The sequence below is a fragment of the Neobacillus drentensis genome (genome assembly GCF_036965245.1).
Classification (GTDB): domain Bacteria; phylum Bacillota; class Bacilli; order Bacillales; family Cytobacillaceae; genus Neobacillus; species Neobacillus drentensis_G.
In genome coordinates, this window is sequence record NZ_JBALPG010000039.1 from 60,293 (window position 1) to 86,803 (window position 26,511).

26 protein-coding genes and 1 pseudogene are annotated in these 26,511 nt (G+C 40.6%); 8 read left to right on the plus strand and 19 right to left on the minus strand.

Features of this window, described 5'->3' with window-relative positions:
* Position 1: 1 nt before the first annotated feature.
* Together V7150_RS09735 and V7150_RS09740 are read right to left on the minus strand one after the other, a co-directional pair.
* Positions 2–1,231: a sensor histidine kinase gene (locus V7150_RS09735; RefSeq protein ID WP_335516891.1), complete on the minus strand. Its 1,230-nt coding sequence runs from the start codon at positions 1,229–1,231 to the stop codon at positions 2–4.
* 273 nt (positions 1,232–1,504) lie between these two features.
* Positions 1,505–2,287, minus strand: coding sequence for a class I SAM-dependent methyltransferase (locus V7150_RS09740; protein ID WP_335516894.1), 783 nt, complete (start codon positions 2,285–2,287; stop codon positions 1,505–1,507).
* A gap of 103 nt (positions 2,288–2,390) precedes the next feature.
* Between V7150_RS09740 and plsY the strand changes: the two genes are divergently transcribed.
* Positions 2,391–3,011, plus strand: coding sequence for a glycerol-3-phosphate 1-O-acyltransferase PlsY (gene plsY, locus V7150_RS09745; RefSeq protein ID WP_335516897.1), 621 nt, complete (start codon positions 2,391–2,393; stop codon positions 3,009–3,011).
* Positions 3,012–3,128: 117 nt separating this feature from the next.
* Here plsY and V7150_RS09750 read toward each other — a convergent pair whose 3' ends face one another.
* Complete coding sequence (locus V7150_RS09750) at positions 3,129–3,683, minus strand: thioredoxin family protein (RefSeq protein ID WP_335516900.1); 555 nt, start codon at positions 3,681–3,683, stop codon at positions 3,129–3,131.
* Positions 3,684–3,908: 225 nt separating this feature from the next.
* On the opposite strand from V7150_RS09750, the gene putP reads away from it, so the two are divergent.
* Positions 3,909–5,402: a sodium/proline symporter PutP gene (putP, locus tag V7150_RS09755; protein WP_335516903.1), complete on the plus strand. Its 1,494-nt coding sequence runs from the start codon at positions 3,909–3,911 to the stop codon at positions 5,400–5,402.
* 40 nt (positions 5,403–5,442) lie between these two features.
* Here putP and V7150_RS09760 read toward each other — a convergent pair whose 3' ends face one another.
* Positions 5,443–5,985 (minus strand): DUF1697 domain-containing protein, encoded by a 543-nt coding sequence (locus V7150_RS09760; RefSeq protein WP_335516906.1) that lies wholly within the window; start codon positions 5,983–5,985, stop codon positions 5,443–5,445.
* A gap of 227 nt (positions 5,986–6,212) precedes the next feature.
* On the opposite strand from V7150_RS09760, the gene V7150_RS09765 reads away from it, so the two are divergent.
* Positions 6,213–6,647: a VOC family protein gene (locus V7150_RS09765; protein WP_335516910.1), complete on the plus strand. Its 435-nt coding sequence runs from the start codon at positions 6,213–6,215 to the stop codon at positions 6,645–6,647.
* 1,297 nt (positions 6,648–7,944) lie between these two features.
* Positions 7,945–8,256, plus strand: a complete 312-nt coding sequence (locus tag V7150_RS09770) for a DUF2834 domain-containing protein (RefSeq protein ID WP_335516913.1) — start codon at positions 7,945–7,947, stop codon at positions 8,254–8,256.
* A 148-nt stretch (positions 8,257–8,404) separates the two neighbouring features.
* Here the strand turns inward: V7150_RS09770 and gatB are convergent, their stop codons facing one another.
* From gatB to gatC, 3 genes are read right to left on the minus strand one after another with little or no spacing between them, the layout of a single operon-like run.
* On the minus strand, positions 8,405–9,832 hold the full coding sequence (gene gatB, locus V7150_RS09775; protein ID WP_335516916.1) for an Asp-tRNA(Asn)/Glu-tRNA(Gln) amidotransferase subunit GatB: 1,428 nt from the start codon (positions 9,830–9,832) through the stop codon (positions 8,405–8,407).
* Between the two features lie 12 nt (positions 9,833–9,844).
* A complete protein-coding gene (gatA, locus tag V7150_RS09780; protein ID WP_335516919.1) occupies positions 9,845–11,302 on the minus strand; it encodes an Asp-tRNA(Asn)/Glu-tRNA(Gln) amidotransferase subunit GatA in 1,458 nt (485 codons plus the stop codon).
* 4 nt (positions 11,303–11,306) lie between these two features.
* Positions 11,307–11,606, minus strand: coding sequence for an Asp-tRNA(Asn)/Glu-tRNA(Gln) amidotransferase subunit GatC (gene gatC, locus V7150_RS09785; protein WP_335516922.1), 300 nt, complete (start codon positions 11,604–11,606; stop codon positions 11,307–11,309).
* Positions 11,607–11,826: 220 nt separating this feature from the next.
* Here gatC and V7150_RS09790 point away from each other — a divergent pair, with 220 nt between their 5' ends.
* Positions 11,827–12,486: a lysozyme family protein gene (locus V7150_RS09790; protein ID WP_335516925.1), complete on the plus strand. Its 660-nt coding sequence runs from the start codon at positions 11,827–11,829 to the stop codon at positions 12,484–12,486.
* 21 nt (positions 12,487–12,507) lie between these two features.
* Here the strand turns inward: V7150_RS09790 and V7150_RS09795 are convergent, their stop codons facing one another.
* Positions 12,508–12,636: a hypothetical protein gene (locus V7150_RS09795; RefSeq protein ID WP_335516927.1), complete on the minus strand. Its 129-nt coding sequence runs from the start codon at positions 12,634–12,636 to the stop codon at positions 12,508–12,510.
* Between the two features lie 11 nt (positions 12,637–12,647).
* Positions 12,648–13,142 (minus strand): VanZ family protein, encoded by a 495-nt coding sequence (locus V7150_RS09800; protein WP_335516929.1) that lies wholly within the window; start codon positions 13,140–13,142, stop codon positions 12,648–12,650.
* A 90-nt stretch (positions 13,143–13,232) separates the two neighbouring features.
* Between V7150_RS09800 and V7150_RS09805 the strand changes: the two genes are divergently transcribed.
* Positions 13,233–13,685: an OsmC family protein gene (locus tag V7150_RS09805; protein WP_335516932.1), complete on the plus strand. Its 453-nt coding sequence runs from the start codon at positions 13,233–13,235 to the stop codon at positions 13,683–13,685.
* A gap of 104 nt (positions 13,686–13,789) precedes the next feature.
* Here the strand turns inward: V7150_RS09805 and fosM are convergent, their stop codons facing one another.
* From fosM to aceB, 5 genes and pseudogenes are all read right to left on the minus strand, one after another.
* Positions 13,790–14,209 carry a FosM family fosfomycin resistance protein gene (gene fosM, locus V7150_RS09810; protein WP_420490271.1) on the minus strand — a complete coding sequence of 140 codons (420 nt, stop codon included), beginning with the start codon at positions 14,207–14,209 and terminating at the stop codon, positions 13,790–13,792.
* Between the two features lie 28 nt (positions 14,210–14,237).
* Positions 14,238–14,411 (minus strand): annotated as a pseudogene (locus V7150_RS09815) (GNAT family N-acetyltransferase); the annotation flags it as partial.
* Between the two features lie 315 nt (positions 14,412–14,726).
* Positions 14,727–15,158 (minus strand): YueI family protein, encoded by a 432-nt coding sequence (locus tag V7150_RS09820; RefSeq protein ID WP_335516938.1) that lies wholly within the window; start codon positions 15,156–15,158, stop codon positions 14,727–14,729.
* Between the two features lie 382 nt (positions 15,159–15,540).
* Positions 15,541–16,830: an isocitrate lyase gene (aceA, locus tag V7150_RS09825; protein ID WP_335516940.1), complete on the minus strand. Its 1,290-nt coding sequence runs from the start codon at positions 16,828–16,830 to the stop codon at positions 15,541–15,543.
* A 34-nt stretch (positions 16,831–16,864) separates the two neighbouring features.
* The gene (gene aceB / locus V7150_RS09830) at positions 16,865–18,457 is read right to left on the minus strand and encodes a malate synthase A (protein WP_335516943.1); all 1,593 of its coding nucleotides are present in this window, start codon (positions 18,455–18,457) and stop codon (positions 16,865–16,867) included.
* A gap of 210 nt (positions 18,458–18,667) precedes the next feature.
* Between aceB and V7150_RS09835 the strand changes: the two genes are divergently transcribed.
* The gene (locus V7150_RS09835) at positions 18,668–19,150 is read left to right on the plus strand and encodes a GNAT family N-acetyltransferase (protein WP_335516949.1); all 483 of its coding nucleotides are present in this window, start codon (positions 18,668–18,670) and stop codon (positions 19,148–19,150) included.
* Between the two features lie 408 nt (positions 19,151–19,558).
* Here V7150_RS09835 and V7150_RS09840 read toward each other — a convergent pair whose 3' ends face one another.
* The 5 genes from V7150_RS09840 to nirB all read right to left on the minus strand — a co-directional run bounded on the left by V7150_RS09840 (position 19,559) and on the right by nirB (position 25,243).
* Positions 19,559–20,176, minus strand: coding sequence for an NAD(P)-binding protein (locus V7150_RS09840; RefSeq protein ID WP_335516952.1), 618 nt, complete (start codon positions 20,174–20,176; stop codon positions 19,559–19,561).
* Positions 20,142–20,870, minus strand: coding sequence for a sirohydrochlorin chelatase (locus tag V7150_RS09845; protein WP_335516954.1), 729 nt, complete (start codon positions 20,868–20,870; stop codon positions 20,142–20,144). Before V7150_RS09845 ends, V7150_RS09840 begins: the two co-directional genes overlap by 35 nt.
* A 3-nt stretch (positions 20,871–20,873) precedes the next feature.
* Entirely contained in the window at positions 20,874–22,322 is a 1,449-nt protein-coding gene (cobA, locus tag V7150_RS09850; RefSeq protein ID WP_335516958.1) for a uroporphyrinogen-III C-methyltransferase, read from the minus strand.
* Positions 22,323–22,505: 183 nt separating this feature from the next.
* Positions 22,506–22,826 (minus strand): nitrite reductase small subunit NirD, encoded by a 321-nt coding sequence (nirD, locus tag V7150_RS09855; RefSeq protein ID WP_335516961.1) that lies wholly within the window; start codon positions 22,824–22,826, stop codon positions 22,506–22,508.
* A complete protein-coding gene (gene nirB, locus V7150_RS09860; RefSeq protein WP_335516964.1) occupies positions 22,823–25,243 on the minus strand; it encodes a nitrite reductase large subunit NirB in 2,421 nt (806 codons plus the stop codon). The genes nirD and nirB overlap by 4 nt, the downstream gene beginning before the upstream one ends.
* Before the next feature lie 212 nt (positions 25,244–25,455).
* Here nirB and V7150_RS09865 point away from each other — a divergent pair, with 212 nt between their 5' ends.
* On the plus strand, positions 25,456–26,346 hold the full coding sequence (locus V7150_RS09865) for an alpha/beta fold hydrolase (protein WP_335516967.1): 891 nt from the start codon (positions 25,456–25,458) through the stop codon (positions 26,344–26,346).
* Positions 26,347–26,511 lie beyond the last annotated feature (165 nt).

Consider the following 26,511-nt stretch of genomic DNA (forward strand, 5'->3'; position numbering starts at 1 on the left):
TTTATCCAATCGGAATAATTACTTGAATCTGTGTTCCCTTGCCAATTTCAGAGACAATCGAAAAATCCCCTCCTAAAATAGAGGCTCGCTCTTCCATACTATAGATTCCGACCCCTTTTCGATTCGAGGGATTGAGTTCAAACCCTTTCCCAAAATCAGAAATCGATAGGAATACCTTATCTGAATGCTTATCAACTTCAATGACAATATCAATCCGCTCCGCACTTGAATACTTTGCCGCATTAATCAAAGCTTCTTGGGCAATTCGATACAAAGCTGTTTCAATGGACGACGGCAGACGCTCATTACACCCTTTAAAGGTAAAATTAATTTGCATGCCAAATCGGTTGCCAAAATCTCGGATAAAGTTCTTTAAAGTAACAATAAGCCCATGGTCATCGAGGGTTGAAGGACGTAATTCAGAGGATAAATTTCGAACATCTTCTATTGTTTGGGTAATCATTCGTTGATGTTTTTCAAGCTGTGTATCCAGTTCGTTTTTATTTTTAGAAATAGACTTGATGTATTCTGCTTGTAAGAGTATTCCGAATAATGATTGCCCAATTCCATCGTGGAGTTCCCTTGATATGAGCTTTCTTTCTCTCTCTTGAGCTTGAAAAATAGAGTGGGTAATCATTTTTTCAATTTTTTTTTGTTCCTCTTTTCGTTTTTCACTAATCTTTTGCAGACCAATGACCGTCCCTTTTTCATTCTCAGGGGTTGTATAATATGAAATAGTCGCTTGTACAGGAATAAGTTCTTTATGAGATTTAATATACAATTCTACTGGATTTTCTTGGTCATTATTCAAAAAGCACTTGGACACATCACAAATTTTCTCGGTACCTGGAAAGGTGGAACAAACATCACAAAAATTAACAACATCTTTATTCTGAAGACGAAGAAGATCCTTTCCCGCATCGTTTAGGCTGATAATGTTTTTATTTTTATCAAGAATGAAAATGCTTTGTGTACTATTTTTGATGACTGCAATAATTTGTTCTTGTTTAGACAGTAATTTTCTCTCTTGAATAAAAATAATCATAAAAAAAACAGTAATAATGATGAAGACGAAAAAAAACAACGGCAATTTATCTAAATAATGAATGTCAACATGAAGCATAGATACTAAAGATTGCACGATAATCAGTGAAACTATCATGCTGATCAGACCATTTTTCATGAGAAATAAATAAAATGATCTGTTAGGGACCCGATTACCTGAATTCATAACACTCCCCCTCGTTTAGTTTCAACTTCCTACATAAAATAAAACATAGAGTAGTTACCTACCCTGTGAAGAAACTGTTCCTCTTCTTTATTATTACAGTTTGCTAAGCTTGTTGCTCTGTGACTCAAATCACATTTCACCTATCCGATTCTTACTATCTTGTGAACATAAGTGGAGGCAGCTCCTTGTATCGCCGATTTCACATATTTTACCCCAAACTATTAAAACAACTAATAAAAAACGTGCAGGATTCATCCCGCACGTCAGAATTGGTTATTCTATTAATCTCAAAATACAAACATTGCAATCATGCGGGATATCAAAAGGTTCCTGTTCCGGTAAGTAAGTAAACAATTCTTCCAAAGCCCGCTTTCGAACTGCCTTATCTAATCCGGCAAGCCACGAGATCGATTCTACTCGTTCGATCCACTCACACTTCGAAAAACTAACCGAGTAATTCAATTTATAAAAATCCCTTAATTCAAAACCGCCTTGGCGCCATTCCTCAAACCATTCAACAGGAAAGCCATTAATCCGCTGCTTGGAATCTGCCTTCGCCCCAGCAGGCTTTAAGCCGTCATCCACATATTTTGCAAGAACCTCAAATGTCTTTTCCACTACCGCTACACCTGGTAGAAAACCAGAATCAATCACAATAAATGTCCCTTTTGCTTTTAAAATCCGCTTCATTTCTGGAATTGCCTTCGGACGGTCGAACCAATGCCATGCCCTCATCACCGTTACAATATCAACTAGTGAATCATCTAAGCCGGTAGCTTCTGCCGTACCTTGTCGATAGGGAATCGCAAAATTCTTCGTTTGATTTAACCCCTTAGCCTGTGCCAACAATTCTTGAGATGGCTCAATTCCAACCACATCGGCTTTTCTCATCGCCATTTTCCGCGTTAATGCACCTGTTCCGGCGCCGATATCAGCGACCTTTTTCCCTTCAAAAAAAATATTGCGCAGCTTTAGGCTATCCATCAAGGTTACGGGAATATCTTCTCTTGAACGAGCATAGCTATTAGCAACTTGGCCAAAATCAACTTGTTTCATGTCTGGCGCTCCCTTTTCTTCCGAATAGTGAGAATTCAACAAAATAATACCATTTTTTTATGATAAAATGCTATTAGAAAATAATTGAGAGGAAGTGATTCATTTGTATTGGTTGTTGCTTCTTGCTTCCTACTTAATTGGAAGCATCCCCACTGCCCTAATTGTGGGCAAGCTGGTCTTTGGTATCGATATCCGCGACCATGGCAGCAAAAATCCCGGTGCAACCAACACCCTGAGAGTTCTCGGAAAAAAGTCCGCCATGTTCGTGCTGCTCGTCGATTTTGCAAAAGGAGCCCTGGCAGCGTACCTGCCAATCTATTTTAACCTTGAGGCGGAACCGTTGTATTTTGGACTTATGGCTGTTGTTGGCCATTGCTTTCCCATTTTTGCAGGCTTCAGAGGCGGAAAAGCGATTGCAACAACCGCAGGAGCGCTATTGATTGCAAACTTTCCTTTACTAGTAATTGCTTATGTAACCTTCTTTTTAGTCATCTTTTTATCAAAATATGTGTTCTTTGGTTCCATTTCAGTTGGACTCAGTATGCTCATCTATGCATTCATTTCGCCTAAGCTCGAATTAGAACTTATCTTTTTATTATTTTCATTCTTTTTAATCTATCTGCACCGCTCAAACATCCGTAACTTCATCCTTGGCATCGAACCGAAAATCAATGATAAAAATTTGATTAACGACCGCATCCCGCCAAAAAACAGCGGATTTTAAAGAAAACTCGCCGATCGGCGAAGAGAGATGCGTAGTCACACTTATGTCTGATAGGAAAGTTATACTTTTCTATCAGCTAAAAAGATTCCCGGCGGAAACTTCCACCGGGAATCTTTTTTATTTTAGAAGAGCAGCGATTATACTATTCGCAACAGTTTGCCAAATTGCCGTATCTGTCTGATACGCAGCCATAAGCTGCTTATACATTTCCATTTGCTTCTCTTGGAAATCCTCTGCATCTTTCTCCGGCAGGGCAGCACGCCTCTCCATCACAAGTGTCTGTATTTCAGGCGCCCTTGGCCCCCATACGGCCGCTTCACTACCTTCTTCATTTAGAAAAATAAAAATAGGAATTGCTCGTGACGTACCATTCGTTAAGTATTGATCCATTAACTCGAGATTTTGATCACGGAGGACAAAACGCAGTTCCATCCCCGCCGCTTCGGCTATCCTCATCAAAATCGGGTTGTTTAGCAGCGCATCCCCGCACCAATCTTCAGTTAACACAATCGCTCGCAGGTTTTGTGTTCCTAATTCCTCAAGCTTGCTTTTATCTTCAGCAGTCAAGGAAAACTGTTCATAAATCGAAAGCATTTCCTCTTTATTTTGCGTCATCGAGTTGATGTACTCCGCCGCGGTCAATCCTTTTTTAAACCAAACATTTAAATCCATCCTACAGCGCACCCCTTTCATTTTCCTTTATGATAATCGTTTCAACCACACGTTACAAAAGAACTGCTTTTGTTCATTTTCAGTTATTATTCTACAAGTATTTTTTCCTATTTCAAAAAAGCAATATTTTTACACTAGAAATATAAGAATTAAATTGATAGAATATTTTATATAAAGAAAATATTATAGAAATTATTTTCTTTATATAACAAAGGGGGTAAAAATATGTCCAATGTTTCACTACAACTGGTTTCGATTGGAATCTACATTGCCATGATGTTATTCATCGGCTGGTATTCCTACCGAAAAACTAGCAATCTGACGGATTACATGCTTGGGGGAAGGTCGTTAGGGCCTGCTGTAACCGCCTTGAGTGCTGGCGCCGCCGACATGAGCGGCTGGCTTTTGATGGGCTTGCCTGGGGGCATTTATGTAAGCGGTTTAGCAGACGCGTGGATTGCTATCGGCCTGACAATCGGTGCATATCTAAACTGGCTCTTGGTCGCACCTCGCCTGCGTTCGTATACACAGGTTGCAAATGACTCCATTACGATTCCAAGCTATCTTGAGAACCGCTTTAAAGACAAAACGAAACTGCTCCGTATCGTTTCAGGTATTGTTATTCTTCTATTCTTTACTTTCTATGTTTCCTCGGGGATGGTTTCAGGAGCGGTATTCTTTAAAAGCTCATTTGGCACAAGCTACCACACAGGACTTTTCATCGTTGGCGGCGTTGTCGTTGCCTACACCTTATTTGGCGGGTTTTTAGCGGTTAGCTATACCGACTTTATTCAAGGCTTAATGATGTTGATTGCCCTGTTACTTGTTCCTGCGATTGGAATTTTCTACACTGGCGGTCCAGCCGAAACATTTGATACGATTCGAGCAATCGATTCTACTAAACTTGACCTATTGAAAGGAACATCTTTTATTGGAATTGTTTCAGCGATGGCATGGGGGCTCGGCTATTTTGGACAGCCGCATATCATCGTTCGCTTTATGGCCATCAAAACAATCAAAGAAACAAAAAGTGCACGCCGAATTGGTATGGGCTGGATGATTTTCTCACTGTTAGGGACTATTTTTACCGCCTTGATCGGTCTTGCCTTTTTCAAACAAAATCCACAATTTACGCTAGATGATCCTGAAGCTGTATTCATTCAACTAGGGCAAATCTTGTTTCACCCAATCTTCGCCGGCTTTGTCTTAGCTGCGATTCTAGCGGCGATTATGAGCACCATCTCTTCACAGTTAATCGTGACTTCTAGTGCACTTGTTGAAGATTTATACAAAATGGTAGTGAACAAAAATGCTAAGGATAAACAGCTTGTCTTTTTAGGAAGAATGGCCGTCCTGATCGTAGCTATCGTTGCTGCTGCTCTAGCATTCAAGCAAAATAACACAATATTAGACCTCGTAGCATATGCATGGGCGGGCTTCGGAGCATCCTTTGGCCCGATCATTTTATTAAGTTTATTTTGGAAAAAGATTACGAACTGGGGCGCCTTGTTCGGCATGATTGTCGGTGCTGTTACCGTAATCGTCTGGAAAAATGGCGACCTTGGTAAAGTCTTTTTCGGTGAATCACTTTATGAAATCGTTCCAGGATTTGTTCTCAACCTGCTTGTTGCTGTTATTGTCAGCTTAATCACTTATAAGAAAAATGAGGAGATTGAGAAGGAATTTAATGAGAGTGTCCGCTTATTAAAACAGGAATAGGTGTTAGAAAACGCTCGGTTTTTTGAATCCGAGCGTTTCTTTATTGCGGCATATCTCTTGCCATTGCTGCTAACTTCATAACCGTTTTCCAGTTTCGCACTGTCACCGGAACGCCTAGTTTAGGAAGCTGAGTCGCAAGCTTAGAATCTAGGATACTCTGACGGAAAAATAAATACATCTCTTTTCCCTTGATCATAAATTCATCCATTTGACTTTTATACGAACTCAATTGATTGATACCTTCCTCTGAAGGGGTGTCTGCTAGAAAGGCTATTTGGACACTCTCCCCTTCCTTTAAAGTATCTGTCGAGAAAGGACAGTCCCGGATAATCTGTTCGAACTCCTCCGCCGTTCTTAAAACAACCGGTACCGGAAAACCAAATGTTTTACCTATTTCCCCTTCCATTCGTTGGATAAGTTGTTTCTCCTCCTCATCCGATTCAAATAATACATTCCCACTTTGAATATAGGTTTTCACCTTCTGTAAGCCCATCGTTTCCAATAAACTTTTCAAATCTGCCATTTTGATCTTATGATGCCCGCCAACATTGATTCCCCGTAATAGTGCAATGTAAATAGTCATATTTGTACCTCGCTTTATTAATATCTCTTTCTCTAAATCTTACCATTTTTAAGCCAATATAAACTCTAATCATTACCAAAAAACTACTAATTCCGTTATTTCAAAACCAATCAAACGTTTGATTAATTAAAAACCTTCCTAATATAAAAAGTGTCCCGGTTAAAGAAGGAGAATAAGAAATAGTTGAAGAACAGTTAATGGAAAAAGAACTTAAATGGAGGTATAAAATGATGGTTCCACAAAGAGTAAGCTTGCTTACATTAGGTGCAATTGATTTACCTGCTCTTCGTGCTTTTTACCAATCGCTAGGCTGGGAAGAAACCGACTTTAGCTCTGATCAATACGCTGTCTTTAAAACGGCTGGTGTCTTGCTTTCATTGTTTCCGATTGCAGAGTTAGCCAAGGATGCCGGCATTGAACTTCCGACATCACCTGAAACCTTTCGCGCTGTGACCTTTGCGATTAACGTTGCGAAACCGGAACAAGTTGACTCAACTATTGAGGAAATACGTAAAGCCAGCGGGAAAATATTGCGAGAACCAAGTGATGCCTTTTGGGGCGGACGCACCGCTTATTTTGCCGACCCTGAAAACAACCTATGGGAAGTTGCCTGGAATCCAAGTTCCGTTTTTGATGAGCGTGGGGCGATGATTGCGTTTTAATTTTTTTACGAGAGGGTATCTAAAGATTTTTTTAGATACCCTTTCATTTTTTGCGCTTTTTTCAAAAATCACCTTCTAAAAAGAAGGAAGTTTATTCTAAAACATGCTTATTTGCATATTTTCAGCTATCAAATCGAAGGTCTAGCACCTTTATTTGCGAAAAACTACTTTTTATTTGCGAATCACCCATTTTTATTTGCGAAATGAATTTCATCTATTATTAACACAAAAATTTATTCAGGAAAACCCCTAAAAAATCGCTCTTTCCTTTTTTATCAGCGGTTTTGAGGAATTTATCGCCGATTTCCATATGTTTATCAACGAATTTTCCCTCTTTATCGGCGAAAACTGGATTTTATCGGCGAATCGAAAAATAATAAAGAGGACCGCCCTTATAGAATTTTTTATTTTAAAAGAACTTGTGAATCTAGTGAACTTCAATTACTTCCATGCATTTTCTACCATCTATTTTCCAACAAATTTCTTAGTAGATTTATGAAGAAAAGTCCGATATAACAAGGATTGTTGCATTTTTAATCAAACGTTTGGTTAGTTTCGAAAATACTATTCAAACGTTTGTTTAAAAATGGGAAGAGTGCTTATTAATAAAGGATTTCCACATCGATATTGGAAAGAATGCTGTCGAAAAACAGAAGATAATTTATAGATTAATCCGCGAATGATAGCGAAAAGCTGCTCTTTGCTGCTTATATTACATACTTCGACAAGTATTCCCATATTTCCTTATTAAACAAACGTTTAATTAACAACGGAGAAAATCCTTATTGAACTTGGCTTTTTCCCGGGAAATTGTTAAAAAAGATGTCGAACAATGCTCGACTTTTTTCTCATAAAGAAAACTCTCCGATTGGCGGAGTTATACAATATGCCTGCTAGGAAAGTTATACTTTCCTAGCAGGCACAAAAAAGCTGGCAGAGTAGATTCTAAAGGGTTCCGTTTTCGGGTGCCTTTTGATTAAATGACATACAAAACGTCTCGTGAATTGACACGAAGCGTTTTCTTTTATTACGGGCGTTTGTCAATATTTTTTAAGTTAATTGACATCAAAAATTACACGTATTTTAAATAGGACAATAGTTATTGTCCATCCGTAAAATAGCGTCAAATCGAGTGCATATTTTATTGTCGTTTTTACTGCCATACATTTAGAAATTGTTCTTATTAAGCTTTTCATATGGTAAAATAAGGATGGATATTAAACTTTCTTGTTCCGTTATAGGGGCAGGATAATATAAAAAAAGTCATTAAACAAACTTTGTGAGGGGGTAGCTTCAATTGAGAAAAATATATATATCATTCGGAATTATTGGTACTGTATTTCCTTATTATTTTTTTATTCAGTTCTTAAGAGAAAATGGTTTTGACTTAAGGTTATTAGGAGATTTATTGTTCACAAATTCAATTTCTACTTTTTTTGCAGTCGATTTTTTAATTTCGTGCATTGTTTTCTCGGTATTTATGTTTAATGAATCAAGAAAGTATAACATTAAAGAGAAATGGATATGCCTCATAACTCTATTTACAGTAGGCTTATCCTTGGCTTTACCCTTATTTTTGTTTTTCAGGGAATCTTACATAAAGAAATAAAAAAAGACAAACGACTCGTCAATTTGACGAGGTCGTTTGTCTTTACTTTATGTCATTTTGATTGTCAAAACAATTGTCATTAAGTCCTTAAATTTTGAAAAAGCACCTCTAAACGGAACCCTTTAAGTAGATTCTGCCAGCTTCTTTTTTAACGTTTTTGCAATTCCTGCTGCAATAATTTATTAACCATTTGTGGATTGGCTTGTCCCTTGGTTGCTTTCATTAGCTGCCCAACAAGGAAGCCAACTGCTTTATTTTTCCCATCCTTGAAATCTTCAATGGATTTCGGGTTAGCATCGAGAACTTCTGCAATAATCTTAAGAAGTGTTCCTTCATCAGAGATTTGCACGAGACCTTTGTCTTTCACGATTTTCTCAGCATCGCCGCCGTTTTCAATTAATTCTTGAAAAACTGTTTTTGCGATTTTCGATGAAATCGTACCGTTTTCAATCAGTTTAATCATTCCCGCTAAGCCTTCCGGTGTTAAAGCAACCTGTTCAAGCTCTTTGGACTCCGCATTCAAATAAGCGGAGACATCCCCCATGATCCAGTTCGAAGCAAGCTTCGCATCCGCTCCGCCATTAACCGTAGCCTCGAAGAAATCTGCCATTTCCTTCGTTACGGTTAAAACCTTGGAATCATAAACAGGTAAACCAAGCTCTTCTACATAGCGTCTTTGCCGCTCGTCAGGAAGCTCAGGGATTTCAGCCCGAATCCGGGCTTTCCAATCCTCATCAATATATAAGTCGAGTAAGTCCGGTTCCGGGAAGTAACGATAATCATCTGACCCTTCCTTCACCCTCATGAGCAGCGTGGCGCCAGTCGCTTCATCAAAACGACGGGTTTCCTGATCGATTTTTCCGCCTGCCGAAACAACTTCCTTTTGTCGTTTTTCTTCATATTCAAGGCCTTTCCGGACAAAGTTGAAAGAGTTTAAGTTCTTCAATTCCGTCTTCGTTCCGAATTCCTCTTGTCCCACCGGGCGAATCGAAATATTAGCGTCACAGCGAAGTGAGCCCTCTTCCATCTTACAATCGGAAACGCCTGTGTATTGAATGATGGACTTTAATTTTTCAAGATAAGCATAGGCTTCATCAGGGGTACGGATATCTGGTTCCGAAACGATTTCCACTAAAGGAGTACCTTGGCGGTTGTAGTCGACTAAAGAATACCCCTTACCATGGTTCAGCTTTCCGGCATCCTCTTCCAGATGAATTCTCGTAATGCCAATCCGTTTCGTATAACCATTAACTTCTATTTCAATCCAGCCATGCTCACCAATCGGCTTGTCAAATTGTGAGATTTGGTAAGCCTTTGGATTGTCTGGGTAAAAATAGTTCTTGCGGTCAAACTTCGTATGCGTCGCAACTTCACAGTTTAAAGCCATTGCCGCTTTCATCCCGAACTCAACTGCCTTTTTATTAAGTACAGGCAACACCCCAGGATACCCTAGGTCGATGACACTTGTATTCGTATTCGGCTCAGCACCAAAATGGTTTGGGCTTGCCGAAAAGATTTTTGATTCTGTTTTTAACTCAACATGGACCTCGAGTCCGATTACTGTTTCAAATTCCATTGTTTTCACCCCCTACAATTCCGGCTTTTGTTTATGAAAGTCTGTTGCCTGCTCGAACGCATGTGCAACACGGTAAACGGTTGCTTCATCAAAGTACTTACCAATCACTTGTAATCCCAACGGCAGACCAGCGTCAAAGCCGCATGGAACAGAGATTCCAGGCAAGCCAGCTAGATTCAAAGGAATCGTTAAAATATCATTTGCGTACATTGTTAATGGGTCCTCGATATTTTCGCCAATTTTAAATGCAGGTGTAGGCGTTGTCGGTCCGACGATCACATCATATTTAGCAAATACATCTTCAAAGTCCTTCTTAATCAAGGTCCGAACCTGTTGTGCTTTTTTATAATAGGCATCATAGTAGCCGGAGCTTAACGCAAAGGTGCCGAGCATAATCCGGCGCTTCACTTCATCCCCGAAGCCTTCTGCCCGTGTCTTTTTGTATAAATCGATTAGACTTTCAGCATCTGGTGTCCGGTACCCATATCGTACTCCATCAAAACGGGCAAGGTTAGCCGATGCTTCTGATGAAGACAGCAAATAATAGGCGGCCAAAGCGTATTTGGAATGAGGCAGCGAAACTTCTTCCCAAACTGCTCCGAGACCTTCAAGAACTTTTAATGCATCTAACACCGATTGACGAACTGTTTCGTTAACACCTTCGCCAAGATATTCTTTTGGTACGGCAATTTTAAGACCTTTCACATCTCCTGTTAAGGCAGACGCAAAGTTCGGAACATCCACATTGGCAGATGTTGAGTCCATTGGATCAAGTCCTGAGATTGCTTGTAACAGATAGGCATTATCTTCAACCGTTCTTGTAATAGGACCGATTTGGTCAAGTGATGATGCAAACGCAACAAGACCAAAGCGGGAAACACGGCCATAGGTCGGCTTCATGCCGACAACACCACAGAAGGAAGCAGGCTGGCGGATAGATCCACCAGTATCAGAGCCTAATGAAAATAGTACTTCTCCTGCTGCAACCGATGCAGCTGAACCGCCAGATGATCCCCCTGGTACTCTGTTAAGATCCCACGGATTCCGAGTCTTTTGAAAAGCCGAGTTTTCATTCGATGAACCCATGGCAAACTCGTCCATGTTTAATTTACCGATCGTCACCGTTTCTGCCTGCTGCAGTTTTTGCACAACGGTAGCGTCATAAATCGGATCAAAGTTTTCAAGAATCTTACTCGCACAGGTTGTTCGTAAGCCTTTTGTAACGATGTTATCCTTCACACCAATGGGCATTCCAAATAACAATCCTTTTTGAGAATCGGTTGCAAGTTTTTTATCAAGTAATTTTGCTGATTGCATCGCACGTTCCTTATCCAATGTTAAAAAAGATTGGACCTTGTTCTCGACTTGGCCAATCCGTTTATACGATTCATCAACAAGATCAGTAACTTTTAGTTCTTTCTTATGTAAAAGCTCATGAAGATCTGAAACTTTATAATCAAATAAACTCACTTTTTTAATCCTCCTTCCCCATAATCGATGGTACCTTAATCTGTCCGTCCTGATGCTTTGGTGCATTTTTTAGTACCTCTTCACGCGGCAATCCTTGTTGTGGAATATCTTCACGTAAGACATTTTTCATATCAAGCACATGGTATGTAGGCTCCACATTTTCCGTATCCAGTTCATTTAACTGTTCCGCAAAGGTAATGATCGCATCAAGTTGTTTTGTGAACTTTGCTGATTCTTCTTCTGTGATCGCCAAGCGTGCCAAGTTGGCAACATGTTTCACCTGTTCATTTGAAATTCGTGACATTATTCATCCCCCCCAATCCCATCGTTATTTTACTATTGATGATACCAAACTTTTTTGCTTTACCGCAATGATTCCTTTTTCAGTATTAACAATTAACAAGCGTTTTAGATTATGGGCGACTTCAAATAATATACATAATTTTCATACCTTTGATACCTGACAGGTCATGATACCTTCCCTTATAATGGTCAAAGAAGAACTGTTTGGGAGAGAAGGATAGATGAAAAAACGAAGACGGAAGAAATTCAAAACCTTTTTCGTGCTGTTTCTCATTTTTTGCGGTTTGGCGATGTTTCAAAATTATTTTCAAAAACAAAATTCCCCACTTCAAATAGTAGAAAACGATTCATTTGCTGATGCAAAAAAATATAGTCCACAAATACACGATGAATTAGCAAAATATCATCTTGAGGAACACACTCCAGTTCTAGTAGCTCTAATGCAGCAAGAAAGCCACGGTAAAGGCGGAGATCCGATGCAATCTTCAGAATCGGCCGGTTTACCAAGAAATACAATCACGGATCCACAACAAAGTATCGAGGTTGGAGTAAAACATTTTCAGCGGGTACTAACCTATGGAAATCAAAAGAAGGTGGATTTCCCAACGATTATCCAGGCTTACAACATGGGAAGCGGTTATATCGATTTTGTGGCACAGCACGGTGGAAAGCATAGTGAGGAACTGGCGAAGGAATACTCACTCATCCGGGTAAAAGAAAAGCCGAACCTTTATACATGCGGCGGAGATAAAAATAATTTCCGTTATCCTTACTGCTACGGTGATTTCACCTACAGCACGAAGGTAACAAAAAATCTTCAATTATTAGCGGATAGTGTCCCAGTGACTGGCAGCGAAAAAACACCCGGTGGATCCTTTTAAAGGTCCATCGGGTGTTTTCATTTATAGCGTTTTTAATAATTGCTCTGGATGAAGCCTTGGACTTTCGATAATGATAACTGTCATACCTGTTTCTGAACCTGATTCATGCTGCTCGCTTCTTACATCACGGCCGAAGCGAAAAAGTTTCACGGATGATTCCCCTAAAATTGCAGTTTATTTACGTTCCTCATTTTCCTTTGGATGAAAAGATATGCAAGTTTAAAAGGCAGATAACCTAAAATCCCACCAATGGTATTTAAAATCAAATCATCCACATCAAAGCTGCCAAATTCAAATACTAACTGCAAAAGTTCGAACGTTAAGCTTAAGCAAAAGGTGGAAAGAGCAACGGTGCTAAGGTTTTGAAACTTTTTCGCCAGCAATGGTAATATAAATCCAAAAGGCACAAAGCCAATGATATTCCCTGCTAAGTTTTCAATCCGAATATTTACATTGATATCTGCTAAGAACAAATAAAAGTAGATCGTTTTAAAAGGGACGAAATTATTCGACCGCCAGTGGTATTCATCATATGTAAAGTTAAAATGATTCATAATCTGAGATAACGGAATGTATTTAAACAAAATTAATTTTGAAAGAATGGCTAAATATAAACAAAGAATTAGTATCAGGATCATTTTAAAAATAATTTTCATTTATCACTGCTCCATTTTTTACATTTCAAAATAACAATAACATATTTTCCAAATTATATGGCGATAAATCTCGAATTGGGGGAAATTAGCATGGCAGAACATGTTTTTCACTTAAAAGCAAGCTGGCCGGGATTACGGAATGGTATCGGAGAAATTGAGGCCGGTAACTTAAAAACAAAAATCTCCATCCCACCAGAAATGGATGGACCGGGTGTCGGCACCAATCCCGATGAGATGCTGCTTGGGGCAGCAGCAACCTGCTACATCATTACACTTGCCGCGATTATGGAACGCAGCGGGCTGGAAAAGGAAGAATTAACAATGGAATCTGAGGGAATTGTCGATGTAACCAAGGGAATAATCACCTATAAAAAGATTATTCACCGTCCAAATGTTGTCTTAAAAGCAGATGCTACGGAAAAAGAAGTTGAATTAGCCGGGCGGCTTGCCAAAAAAGCAGAAACATCCTGTATGATTAGCCGCGCCATTAAAGGGAATGTGGAAATTGAACTTGAGGCGAAGGTGGAAGTGGCTGTAGAATGAAAACAAATGAGCATAAAGCTTTATGAGGACTTTTTAGCTCTTGTTTAGCTAATTCTGTCCTCATGAACACCTATGAGTTTATCTAGTCTAAATACATTCCCTTATTAAATGTAAAAATCCATATGACATTTTTCCTGTTTATAAAAATCCAATCTGTCCTGCAATGTCCCTGTATGAAACTCAAATTTATGACCATCCGGATCGGTGAAATAGATTGATTTTTTATCCCGTTCGTCTCTTAACCGGCCAGGCAGAATAGTGACATTCAGCCGCTTAAGTTTCTTGTACATCTTTGAGAAATCTGCTTCTTCGATTGAAAAAGCAATATGGGTGTAAGACTGATTTATTTCATTACGAGGGATGTCTTTTTCCAGATTAAGAGCGAGCCACAATCCATTTAAATCAAAATAAGCTGTACTTCTCCCCTTAACAAGAAGTTTTGCGTCAAACACATTTTGATAGAATTCTATGGATCTTTCCAAATCCGAAACCGAAAATAACAAATGGTTTATTCCTTTTACCATCATAGTATCACCTTTTCTAAAATCAAAATTAATTCGCAGGAATTACAACTGCATTACACGCCTTCTCATAAAATTCAATCGGACCTGCTCCACCAATAATGGCGTATTCATAGCCAATTTCCTTCATGTCCTTCAAACAATGATGTAACAACTCATAGCCTATTCCCTTTGTTCTATTAGACATCGCTACCCATATTGGGCCAAGTGAAATGGATGTTATGGATTAACTCCGCTATTGTATTCTTTACGCATCGTAGCATTCTCTTGAGCCCAGAGTAGCAGCTTTGTTTTTTCAAAATATAAGTTTCCATCCACCGTAATATAAGGAGAAGCGCACCTTCAAAGCCTCCATTTTCTAAGCTTCTTTTTTCTATAGAGATAATCTTTTTGATTTATCAACTACTCTCTTAATAGTATGACAAATAAAACTATTTTTGTATAAAATTAGAAATTTGCCCCATAAGAAAAAAACAGCGTGCGATTTCCAGTTAAATCACACACTGTTTTTTTTCAAGTTTTACCGCTTGAAAATTTTTGATAACAGTCCCTTTTTTTCCTGAGGTTTTTCAAGAATTGGTTCTTTTTTTGTTATTAAAATTTCTTCCTTATCAATCGCATCGTCCATTGCTAAGACCAATCCGATTTCGGTGTCGTGCTCCTTATTCGTGACAAGCTTATGTTCAATCTTATTTTTAGTTGCCAATTTAACATACTTTGATAATTCCTCATAGCTCATGTTTCCATTTAGAAAAAGCTGTGCACCAGGGTATTCCTTTATCGACTGTTCAATCTGCGGATAAACTTCCGCCTCTGCCACTTGTTTTTTGTACAGGGCAACAATGATCCGTTCCCGAATCGTTCCTAAGTATTTGCGCCGCTCATCCGGCTTTGTTTCCAAAGGGCCATATATACCTTGCTGTAAGACCTCGTCAACGGTTGTCTTTTTCAAACAAATCAACTCCATATAAAAGGCTATTATTATGTATGATAATACCCTAAAAAACGTTCCTTTCCAAAAATTCCTTACTAATATGTGTTTTAGGCAGGTAAATTTATTCGTAAGTTGGATTGGGTTATCAGCATATTGGATTGGGTTATCAGCAAGTTTACTCGCAAATTGGATCGCTTTTTCCACAAGTTGGAACGGGTTATTCGCAAGTTAACTCGCTTTTTCCGCAAGTTGGCTCGATTTACTCGCAAGTTAAACCACAGATTCCTCAGTTAAACCACCATATCCATAAGTTAACCAAGTTTATCCGCAGGTACATATACTATCAAAAAAATCCTCCCCTCCAATTAGGAGAGAAGGAGCCGCCGCAAGCCATACGGTATTATTTTTTAGCAGAACCGGTAAATTGTTCCTCTTCTGTAGAACCTTTCAATGCTGTCGTTGAAGAAGTTCCGCCTGTAATCACCATTGATACTTGGTCAAAGTAGCCTGTTCCAACCTCACGCTGGTGGCGCGTTGCTGTGTAACCGTATTGCTCGCTGTCGAACTCGGCTTGCTGCAATTCGGAGTATGCTGCCATACCGCGCTCCTTGTAGCCGCGAGCAAGCTCGAACATGCTGTGGTTCAAAGCGTGGAAGCCGGCAAGGGTAACGAATTGGAACTTGTAGCCCATTTTTCCAAGCTCTTGTTGAAACTTTGCAATCGTTTCTTGATCGAGTTTCTTTTTCCAGTTAAAGGATGGCGAACAGTTGTAAGCCAATAGTTTGCCCGGGAACTGCTCATGGATCGCTTCCGCAAATTGTCTTGCCTCTTCAATATTTGGTTCAGAAGTCTCACACCAAATGAGGTCCGCATATGGCGCGTATGCTAATCCGCGGGCAATTGCTTGTTCAATCCCTGCGTTAACTCGGAAAAATCCTTCTGTTGTCCGCTCGCCCGTAATAAACGGAGCGTCATTCATATCAATATCACTTGTGATTAAATCAGCTGCATTTGCATCAGTCCGGGCAACTAATACCGTTGGAACACCCATTACGTCTGCTGCCAGACGTGCCGCAATCAAGTTACGAACCGCCGTTTGCGTTGGCAGCAATACTTTACCGCCTAAGTGACCGCATTTTTTCTCGGAGGAAAGCTGGTCCTCAAAATGAACGCCTGAAGCTCCAGCTTCAATCATGCCTTTCATCAATTCGAAGCAGTTTAACTGCCCGCCAAAGCCTGCTTCAGCATCAGCGACAATCGGAGCAAACCAATCAATCGAGTTGTCACCTTCTGTATGGGTGATTTGGTCAGCGCGCTGAAGTGCCTGGTTAATTCGCTTAACAACACTTGGGACACTGTTTGCTGGGTACAAGCTTTGGTCCGGATACATATGTCCAGAAAGGTTGGCATCTGCCGCAACCTGCCAGCCGCTTAAGTAAATGGCTTTCAAACCAGCTTTTACTTGCTGAACAGCTTGATTTCCTGTTAAGGCACCAAGGGCATTAATAAAGTCTTCTTCATTTAACAGCTTCCATAGCTTTTCAGATCCTTTACGAGCCAAAGTATGTTCAATATCAATCGAACCTCGCAGCTTGATAACATCCTCAGCTGTGTACGGTCTCGTAATCCCCCTCCAACGGCTATCCATTTCCCAAGTTTCCTGCAATTGTTCAACTCTTGAATCTGTCATGTAAAATTCCTCCTATCAATCTATTAAATTATTTTTATAATTGCTCATATCCAGGCAATGTTAAGAAATCAACAAACTCATCATTTAAAATTAACTTGTCATACAGGTGAACTGCTTCGTCAAACCGGCCATTCTCAAAGCCTTGTGCTCCGATTTCCTGTTTGATCCTTTCCAATTCCTCGACTTTTAATTGCTCATACATTTCCACGGTTACTTTACTTCCGTCATCTAGAACGCCTTTCGGGTGGCGGATCCATTGCCAAAGCTGGGCCCTTGAAATTTCAGCGGTAGCCGCATCCTCCATTAAATTATAGATAGGTGCTGCACCTCTTCCAGAAAGCCAGGAAGCGACATATTGAATGCCAACATTGATATTCGTGCGGACGCCTGCTTCTGTAATGGTTCCGCCTGGCACCTCAAGTAGGTCTTTTGCTGTAATGGTTATTTTCTGCTGTTTTGCGGTGTGAATTTGATTTGGCGTCGGCATTTCGCGATTGAATACTTCCATTGCCACCGGGACAAGCCCTGGATGTGCTACCCATGTTCCGTCATGGCCGTCGCGTGCTTCCCGCTCTTTATCAGCACGGACTTTTGCGAATGCCTCTTCATTTGCCTGAAGGTTATTTTTCACCGGAATTTGCGCAGCCATTCCGCCCATTGCAGGTGCTTTACGGCGATGACATGTCTGAATCGTCAGCAGCGAATAGGAGCGCATAAACGGCGAAGTCATCGTGACTTGAGAACGATCTGGTAAAATGACATCCTCTTGATTACGCAGCTTTTTAATAAAGCTGAAAATATAATCCCACCTGCCGCAGTTCAAACCTGCTGAGTGCTCCTTTAACTCATAAAGAATCTCATCCATTTCAAACGCAGCCATGATTGTTTCAATTAATACCGTTGCTTTGATGGTTCCTTGAGCAACCCCAAGCTTTTCCTGTGCAAAAACAAATACATCATTCCAAAGCCGTGCTTCTAAATGGCTTTCAAGTTTTGGCAGGTAGAAATATGGACCCGTGCCACTTGCCAGTAGATTTTTTACATTATGGAAAAAATACATCCCGAAGTCGAAAAAGCTTCCTGAGATAGGCTTGCCATCTAATAACACATGCTTTTCTTCCAGGTGCAGTCCGCGCGGTCTTGGAATCAGCACTGCTATTTCTTCATTTAGTACATATTTCTTTCCATTAGGGTTTTCAAACGAAATCGTCCGATTTACTGCATCCCGTAAGTTGATTTGTCCTTCGACAGCATTTTCCCATGTCGGTGACGTGGCATCCTCAAAATCAGCCATAAACAATTTTGCCCCTGAGTTGAGGGCATTGATGACCATTTTACGATCAGTCGGTCCGGTAATTTCTACCCGGCGATCTTGGAGGTCATTTGGCAGCGGCGCAACCGTCCAGTCCCCGTTGCGAATATGCTTCGTTTCAGGAAGGAAATCCGGCATTTTACCGTTATCAATTTCCACTTGTCGTTTTTGCCTAAACTGTAACAGTTCAACTCTTCGCTCGCCAAAATTTTTCTCCAACTCTTCAATAAAATTTAATGCCTCTGGAGTTAAAATCTCCTCATACTGGGCTTTCAATGCCCCAACCACTTCAATACCTGTCGTTTGAGTCGACATGAACTCGATCACCTCTTTGTTATAATACAGTATATATCTTCGTTTTGTATTATATAACACACTTTTTAAAAAAGGAACTACTTTTCTGAAAATTTTATAAAAATAGGTAAAATTCCCCTGTCCCTATATAATTAAACTTATAAAATTCTTGATATAGCTTATTGGGTTCGGTTAAGTATTTTTACCTATTAAAGTCTTTGGAGGGGTATTATGCTGTTATATGTAAAAGAAATGGATGAAATTTTTGCTGAGGAAATATTAAGCTGGAAATACGAGGCACCTTATGATTTTTATAATAATGAATATAGCGTGGATGCTGTACGGGAATTGATGAATCACTCCTATTCAGCTGTCTTAGATGAACAAGATGAGATATTTGGATTTTTATGCATTGGAGAATCCGCTCAGGTACCGATTGGCATCGATTTCGGGGCCTATCCCAAAGGTTTCATTGATGTAGGTATTGGGATGAACCCGGTGTTTACAGGTCAAGGACGGGGGCTTACATTTTTAACATTTATCCTAAATTATATTAAAGGGGTTTACGGCGATGCCCCGTTACGTTTAACAGTGGCAGTGTTTAATAGCCGTGCTATCCATCTTTACGAAAAACTTGGGTTTGTGAAGGAAAAGGAGTTTACTCGTGGGGATATTGTATTCATAACAATGATTAGGGTATTCAAAGAGACGTAGCCCCCCTCTACTTCGACTTCTTTTTTTGGGGAAAAACTCCGTAGAACACTTCTACATCGATGTTTGCCCTCTTTTTTACTCGGAATGCCTACGTAGAACCCTTCTACATCGATGTTTGCTTTCTTTTTTAGCGGAACATCTACGTAGAACTCTTCTACATCGATGTTTGTTCTCTTTTTTAAGCGAAACATCTACGTAGAACCACTCTACATCGATGTTTTCCCTCTTTTTTACTCGGAACACCTACGTAGAACCACTCTACATCGATGTTTGCCTTCTTTTTTTAGCGAAACACCTACGTAGAACTCCTCTACATCGACGTTTGTCCTCTTTTTTACTCTGAATGCCTACGTAGAACCTTTTAAAAATACACTTCAAAAAAGCGAAACCTTCAAACAGGTATCGCTTTTAAATCATTCCTTCATATAACCTCTGAAAATCTCCCTCACGATCGTGGCTGTGTAGAAACTCATCGCTAACGATTGCTGTTAACAGTTTGCTTTTTAAAGCGGCATCTGCTATTTCTGTAATAATCCACTTCCGCTTCATAAAAAGAAATTCGAGGTAATCTTCATACGTTTCATCAAACTCCTGCTCCAGCTGCTTACGAATTTTCCTGGCAAGCGAAGGACTTGCACCGCCAGTAGCAACCGCAATAGACAAACGGCCACGATGAAAAGACGACGGCAGATGAAAGTTCGAGCCATCTGGATCATCCGCCACCGTAACGAGCTGGTGGGGCTCGGCTGAATCTTTTACCAGTTTGTTTAAAACCTTATTATTTGTTGCCGCAAATATCATAAACGCGCCTTTCAAATCCCCCTGCAAAAATGGCCTTTGCACCCATTCAATTTTTCCAGCACTAGAGAGTCTTTGTAATTCATCCGTCGTTTCTGGACTGACCACCACTACACGAGCCCCGGATGCCAGCAGGCCGCTTATCTTCCGCTCAGCAACCTTGCCGCCGCCAACGACCACTACTAATTTCCCTTCAAGCCGTAACATAATTGGATAATTTGAATTCATACGCCACCACCTCAGCTGCCCGTTTTTCAATAAGCGGAATTATTCGTTCATCGAAACCAACCGGTTTGCAAAAAATAATATCTCCGCTCACAGCACCTAGTTCTCTCTTCATTTTGACGGTATAACCCCCAGAAAACAAGAAGTAGGGTAGAATATAAATCTTTTGATTTACTAGTTTTGCTGCCGCTTCACGATAGAATACAGGTGTAGTGACGAAGGCAGTGTGAACTCTGCAAGCAACTTTCTCTGTTAAACCTGATGCTAGTTTTTCAAATTCAACCCTCGCCTCAGGGACTCTGCTTCCATGCCCCACCAGCAGCACAGTTTCATCCTCCTGTCCGCCAAAACCAGCCTCAGCCAGTCTGTCCACAAGAATTTCGACCATAATGTCATCAACACCAAGCGGCCGCCCATAGTGGAATACAACGTCTGGAAAGCGTTCCAGTTCAGCTGGAATATCAATATTTGCATGAATCCCAGGCAATAAGAAAACAGGGACAATCGTGATGTCACTTGCCCCTTGTTCGATACAGGTTTCGACTGCCTGTGCAGCCGATGGTTCAGCATGTTCAAGAAATCCATAGGCCTGTATAGCAGCTGAAGACTGCTGCATTACTTTTTGAATAAAATCAATAAATTTTCCGTTCGCAGCTTCCCGCCGGCTTCCGTGAGCAAGATAAATAACGGCATCCATCCCTTACACTTCCTCTACAGGCTGCCCCGCCAAATATTCAACCAAGGCTTCCTTCGTTGCTTTTCCAGGCATTCCATGTACCGGAAGCCCAGCACCTTCCACCGCAGCCATTGTTTGTTTTCCCATACTGATAATCTGCAATTCCTTCAATAGCTCCTGGGCATGAATACCACATTCCTTTAATCCTTCCACAAACGGCTCAACAGAGGCACTGCTAGGGAATACCATGGTATTCACGTTAGCTTCTTCTAGCATTCTTTTAAAAATAGGTAAGAACTGATGATCAAGCTCTTTCTTGCTAGTAACTAAAAGGTCAGCATTTTCATCGTTCTTTTTCAAAATGCTATCATCACCGACAATAAGTAAGTCTCCTGACTCCGGCATCTCCTCAGCAAGCTTCGCGATAAACCCGCGTTCATTTAATGCCTTCACCGATTTAATGGAGGCTCCGAAAAAGTCGGCACGGATTTTTCGAATATCGACTCCCTTTTCAAACACGGCTGAAAAAAATTCCTCTACACTTTCAGGTGAAGTAAATAAAATGCTGTCATAGGATTGTACTTTTGTTAGATCAACAGGCAGGGTGATCTTTTTCCATTTCGGAAACTCGATGACATCAGCGCCATGATTAATCAATTCCTGCGCCAAGCGACTCTCGCTCACACCTGTACGAGCAAGCAGGATTTGCCGGCCATACAATGGCTTTTTCTCAAACCAGCTGATTTTTTCCCGAAGCGAAATAACTTCCCCTACGAGAATAATTGCAGGATTGCTGAACTTAGCCGCCAAGACCTTCTCAGAAATATCAGCTAGCGTCCCTTGCAATGTTTTTTGACGGCCAAATGTACCCCATTGGATCAAAATCACCGGGGTGGAAGGTCGCTTGCCATGTTTAATGAGATTTTCACAGATAAACGGTAAATTTCCAACTCCCATGTAAAAAGCAATCGTATCCACACCGCGGGCGAGGCCTTCCCAGTCGAGCAGCGGTTTGCCGTCCTGGGATTTGTCATGGGCGGTGACGACAGCAAAGGATTCCGCATGCTCACGATGAGTCACAGGAATTCCGGCATAAAGGGGGGCTGCAATCCCCGATGAAATGCCAGGAACGATTTCAAAAGGAATTTGGTATTGAGCAAGGGCTGCCGCTTCTTCACCAACACGGCCGAAGACGCCGGGGTCGCCGCCTTTTAGGCGGACAACTAATTTACCTGCTAACGCCTTTTCCACCAAAAGTTCGTTGATGCTCTCCTGACGCAAAATATGACGGTCAGGCAATTTGCCACAATAAATCAACTCGCAATCGCCCGCTGCAAACTCCAATAGCTTTGGATTGGCTAGTCTATCATATAAGATGACTTCGGCTTGCTTAATAGCATCCATTCCTTTAACGGTGATTAACCCAATGTCCCCTGGCCCTGCTCCTACTAAAAATACTTTTCCTGTTTTCATCCTGCAGCCTTCCTTCCCTGTAGTCACGCTTATTCAGATGGTTGCTTTTTTCAGATTCGCTGATAAATCTATTAGATCCGTTGATAAAGTATAATTTTTCGCTAATAAAAACGATCTGATCCGCTATAAAACATTCTTAACCTTAGGTTCGGTTTAAATTTCATTTTCCAAGAAAATTAGCCCTTATAATACAATAAAAACGATATCGTCTTTTATTTCCACTTGAAAAGTCTGTACTTGACCCTGATCTGGGGCCTGAACCTTCCCGTCTGCTAATGAGATTTTCCAATCATAGAGAGGGCAGTAAACGTATAAGCCGCTGACTAGCCCTTCAGAGAGGACGCCGCCTTTCGGATGCGGACTTCGGTTTTCTAGTGCATAAACCTTACCATTTGATTGTTTAAAAAGTGCTATTTCCTTGTCAGCAATTTTAATAGAGTAGCCGGCTCTTTCCTTTAAATTCGAATAGTTTGCTACTGGAATGCGGGTGATCGTTTCAATCATTTGGACTCACTCCCAACCGTGATGGTGTGTTTGGTGTAATATTTATCTTGAATTTCTTCACTTTGAATCGCTTCATTCCAAGGCTCGATGTACTTTTTCAATGTTTGATCCATTCGCCCGTTCAAGGCTTTGCGGGTATCCTCATCTGCCAAGACTTCTTTCACATGATCTAAACCTACACGTTCCACCCATTTAGAGGTCCGCTCCAAGTAATTTGCTGTTTCCCGGTAGTATTGCAAGTAAGCACCGGTCATTTCCATGACCTCTTCCTGCGTTTTCACTGTGCATAATAGGTCGCCGGGGCGAAGGTCAACACCGCCGTTTCCAGCGACATATATCTCCCATCCGCCATCAATGCCAACGAAACCAATATCTTTAATCCCTGCTTCAGAACAGTTTCTTGGGCAGGCCGATACGCCCATTTTTACTTTATGCGGTGTATCAAGACGTTCAAATTTCTTCTCAAGCTCAATACCGAGTGACATTGAATCCTGTGTTCCGTAGCGGCAGAATTGTGCGCCAACACATGTCTTAACGGTACGAAGTGTTTTTCCGTAAGCGTAACCGGATGGCATTTCAAGGTCTTCCCACATGCCTGGCAAGTCTTCTTTTTTCACGCCGAACAAGCCAATCCGCTGTCCGCCAGTTAATTTAACTAATGGCACATTGTACTTTTCCGCCACTTCAGCAATTTTTTTCAAATCAGCCGCTGTTGTTACTCCGCCATACATTCTTGGAACGACGGAATACGTGCCATCCTTTTGAATGTTAGCATGCATTTTTTCATTTACAAGGCGAGAATCACGGTCATCCTTATATTCATCCATGTGAATCATACCCAGGTAATAGTTGATGGCCGGACGGCATTTCGTACAGCCTTCCTCATTGTTCCACTCCAGTACGTTCATAACCTCTTTTACACTTGTTAAGCCCTTCGCCTTGATTTCTGCCACCAATTCCTCACGACTTATAGTGGTACAGCCGCAAATGCTTGTTTTTTGCGCCGCGGCGGCATCGAATTGGTCACCAAGTGTATGTGCAAGAATGCTGCTGACCATTGGCTTACAGCGTCCGCAAGAACGTCCGGCATTTGTGCAATGGCTGACCTGATCAAGTGTTGTTAATCCTTGTGTTTTAATTGCTTCAACAATTGCGCCTTTTGTAACTCCATTACAGCCGCATATTAGTTCATCATTTGGTATTGAGGCAATATCATCGCTAGCCCCAGTTCCACATTCTGTTTGAAAAATAGGAACTCCGCTAATATCTTCTTTTTTCATCAACATTCTGAATAGCTTTGTACTATCCTTTGTATCGCCATAAAGCACGATCCCGACAATCAAGTTATTCCTTGTTAACACCCGTTTATAGATGCCATCATATTCGTTGAAAATCATAATCGATTTGGTTGAACCATCTTCAAAAATTTCTCCTGCAGAGAAAAGGTCGACACCTGCCACCTTTAACTGCGTTCCGGTAACAGATCCTTCATACGGTTGCGCTTCAATTCCGCAAATCCGTTCTGCAAGCACTTTTCCTTGTTCATATAATGGAGCAACCAACCCATAAACAATTTCTCTGTGTTCGGCACATTCCCCTACTGCGTAAACATGCGGCACACTCGTTTCCATAAAATCATTAACAACAATGCCGCGATTGACGTAAATGCCGCTGCTTTTCGCAACTGCTATATTCGGTTTAATCCCAATAGCCATCACCAAAAGATCAGCTTCGATTTCGGAGCCATCTTTAAAGCGCAGGCCTGTGACGCGTTCGTCTCCAAGGATTTCGACTGTTTCTTTTTCCATTAAGAAGTTCATGCCCTGGGCTTCAAGTTCTACTCTAAGTAGGGACGACGCAATCGGGTCGAGCTGACGTTCCATTAGATGTGGCATTAGGTGGACAACATCAACTTTCATGCCTAGGTTTAAAAGTCCTCTTGCTGCCTCGAGGCCAAGGAGCCCGCCGCCGATTACCACTGCCTTTTTATACTGATCCGCCGAATTGATCATCATTTCACAATCTTTGATATCACGGAATCCTGTTACACCGATTTTAGCTGCACCTGGAATTGGCAGGATGAACGAGTTTGAACCGGTCGCAATAATTAACTCATCATACTCGACTGTACGGCCTTGGTCGCTGATGACATGTTTTTCCTCAACATCAATTTTTACAACGGTTTCGCCTGTAAATAATTGAATGTTATTTTCTTTATACCAATCCAATGGGTTGATAATAATTTCATCAAAATTTGTATCGCCCTGAAGAATATTCGATAACTTAATCCGATTGTAGTTAGGGTATGGTTCTTGTCCAAATATCGTAATTTCAAATTGTTCTGGAGACAGTTTGAGGATTTCTTCAATCGTTCTAACTCCAGCCATTCCGTTCCCAATCATCACTAATTTTTTCATATTTGGGTCGCTCCTATATGGTTATTATCTTCCTTTTTACGTTTAATAAGGTTTTCTTTATAGTTAAATTGTAATCCTAAGCGCTTGATAAATTTGTGAAGTACGTCACATTTCAACATTTTATTGTGAACCGTTTCACATTATTGTCATAAAGCCTGCACCCCATTGATAATAGGTGTAATTGGAATAATCTAACATGGTAGAGGTGTTAAATGAGTATACACACAATCTATAAAAATGAAAAAGGAAAACAGACTATTCTTGATTTCTATGAACTATATTTAGCGAAACTTGAAGTTAATTTGGAAAGAGTTTTTGTAGAAACGTCATTCGGGAGGACTCATGTTTTAGTGTCAGGACCAAAGGATGGACGGCCCATCTTTATTTTTCAAGGCGGAAATTGTATCAATCCAATGACATTATCGTGGTTCTTACCATTACTACAAAATTACAGGGTTTTTGCCCCTGACACGATTGGTCATCCCGGATTTAGTGACGAAAATCGCATTTCCGCTCGTGACGAGAGTTTTGCATACTGGATATCAGAATTAATGGCGCACTTCGATATTGATAAATCAGCATTCGTAGGTCCTTCCTATGGTGCAGGAATAATTCTAAGGTTAGCTGCTTTTATGCCGGAAAAGATAGCTTGTTCCGTTTTAGTATCTCCTGCCGGAATTCAGCTCGGGTCTAAATTAGAGATGATTAGAAAAATTCTAGTTCCGTTAATGTTGTTTAAACTCAATGGCTCAAGCGAACAGATGAATAAAATAGCCAATATCATGTCAGATCATAGTATGAAAGAAATAGATAAAGAGATCATCGGGAACATCTTTCATTATGTAAAACTTGAACAAGAAATGCCGAAGCTCACTGAAAAAAAGGAATTAACAAACTACACAGCGCCAACAATGGTTATCGCTGGTCGTAAGGATATCTTTTTTCCAGAGGAGAGAATTCAGCAAGCAGCCTTTGAGATCATTCCTAACCTTACAAACTATGAAGCTTTCGATATGGGGCATTTTCCCTCTGAAGAGTATTTAATAAAAATGAATCAAGGAATTAAAGCATTTCTTGAATTACATTACAGAGGTAATGTATGAAATATAGACAATGTGATTTAGATTGGATCCGAGTATTGGCAATATTAGTTGTACTTCTCTATCACTGCTCAATGTTTTTTAACCCCTTTCTATGGCATGTGAAAAATAATGAACTAGATTCAGGCGGGATATTTGCCTTTTTGCATCTCTAGCTTGCCCTGGAGT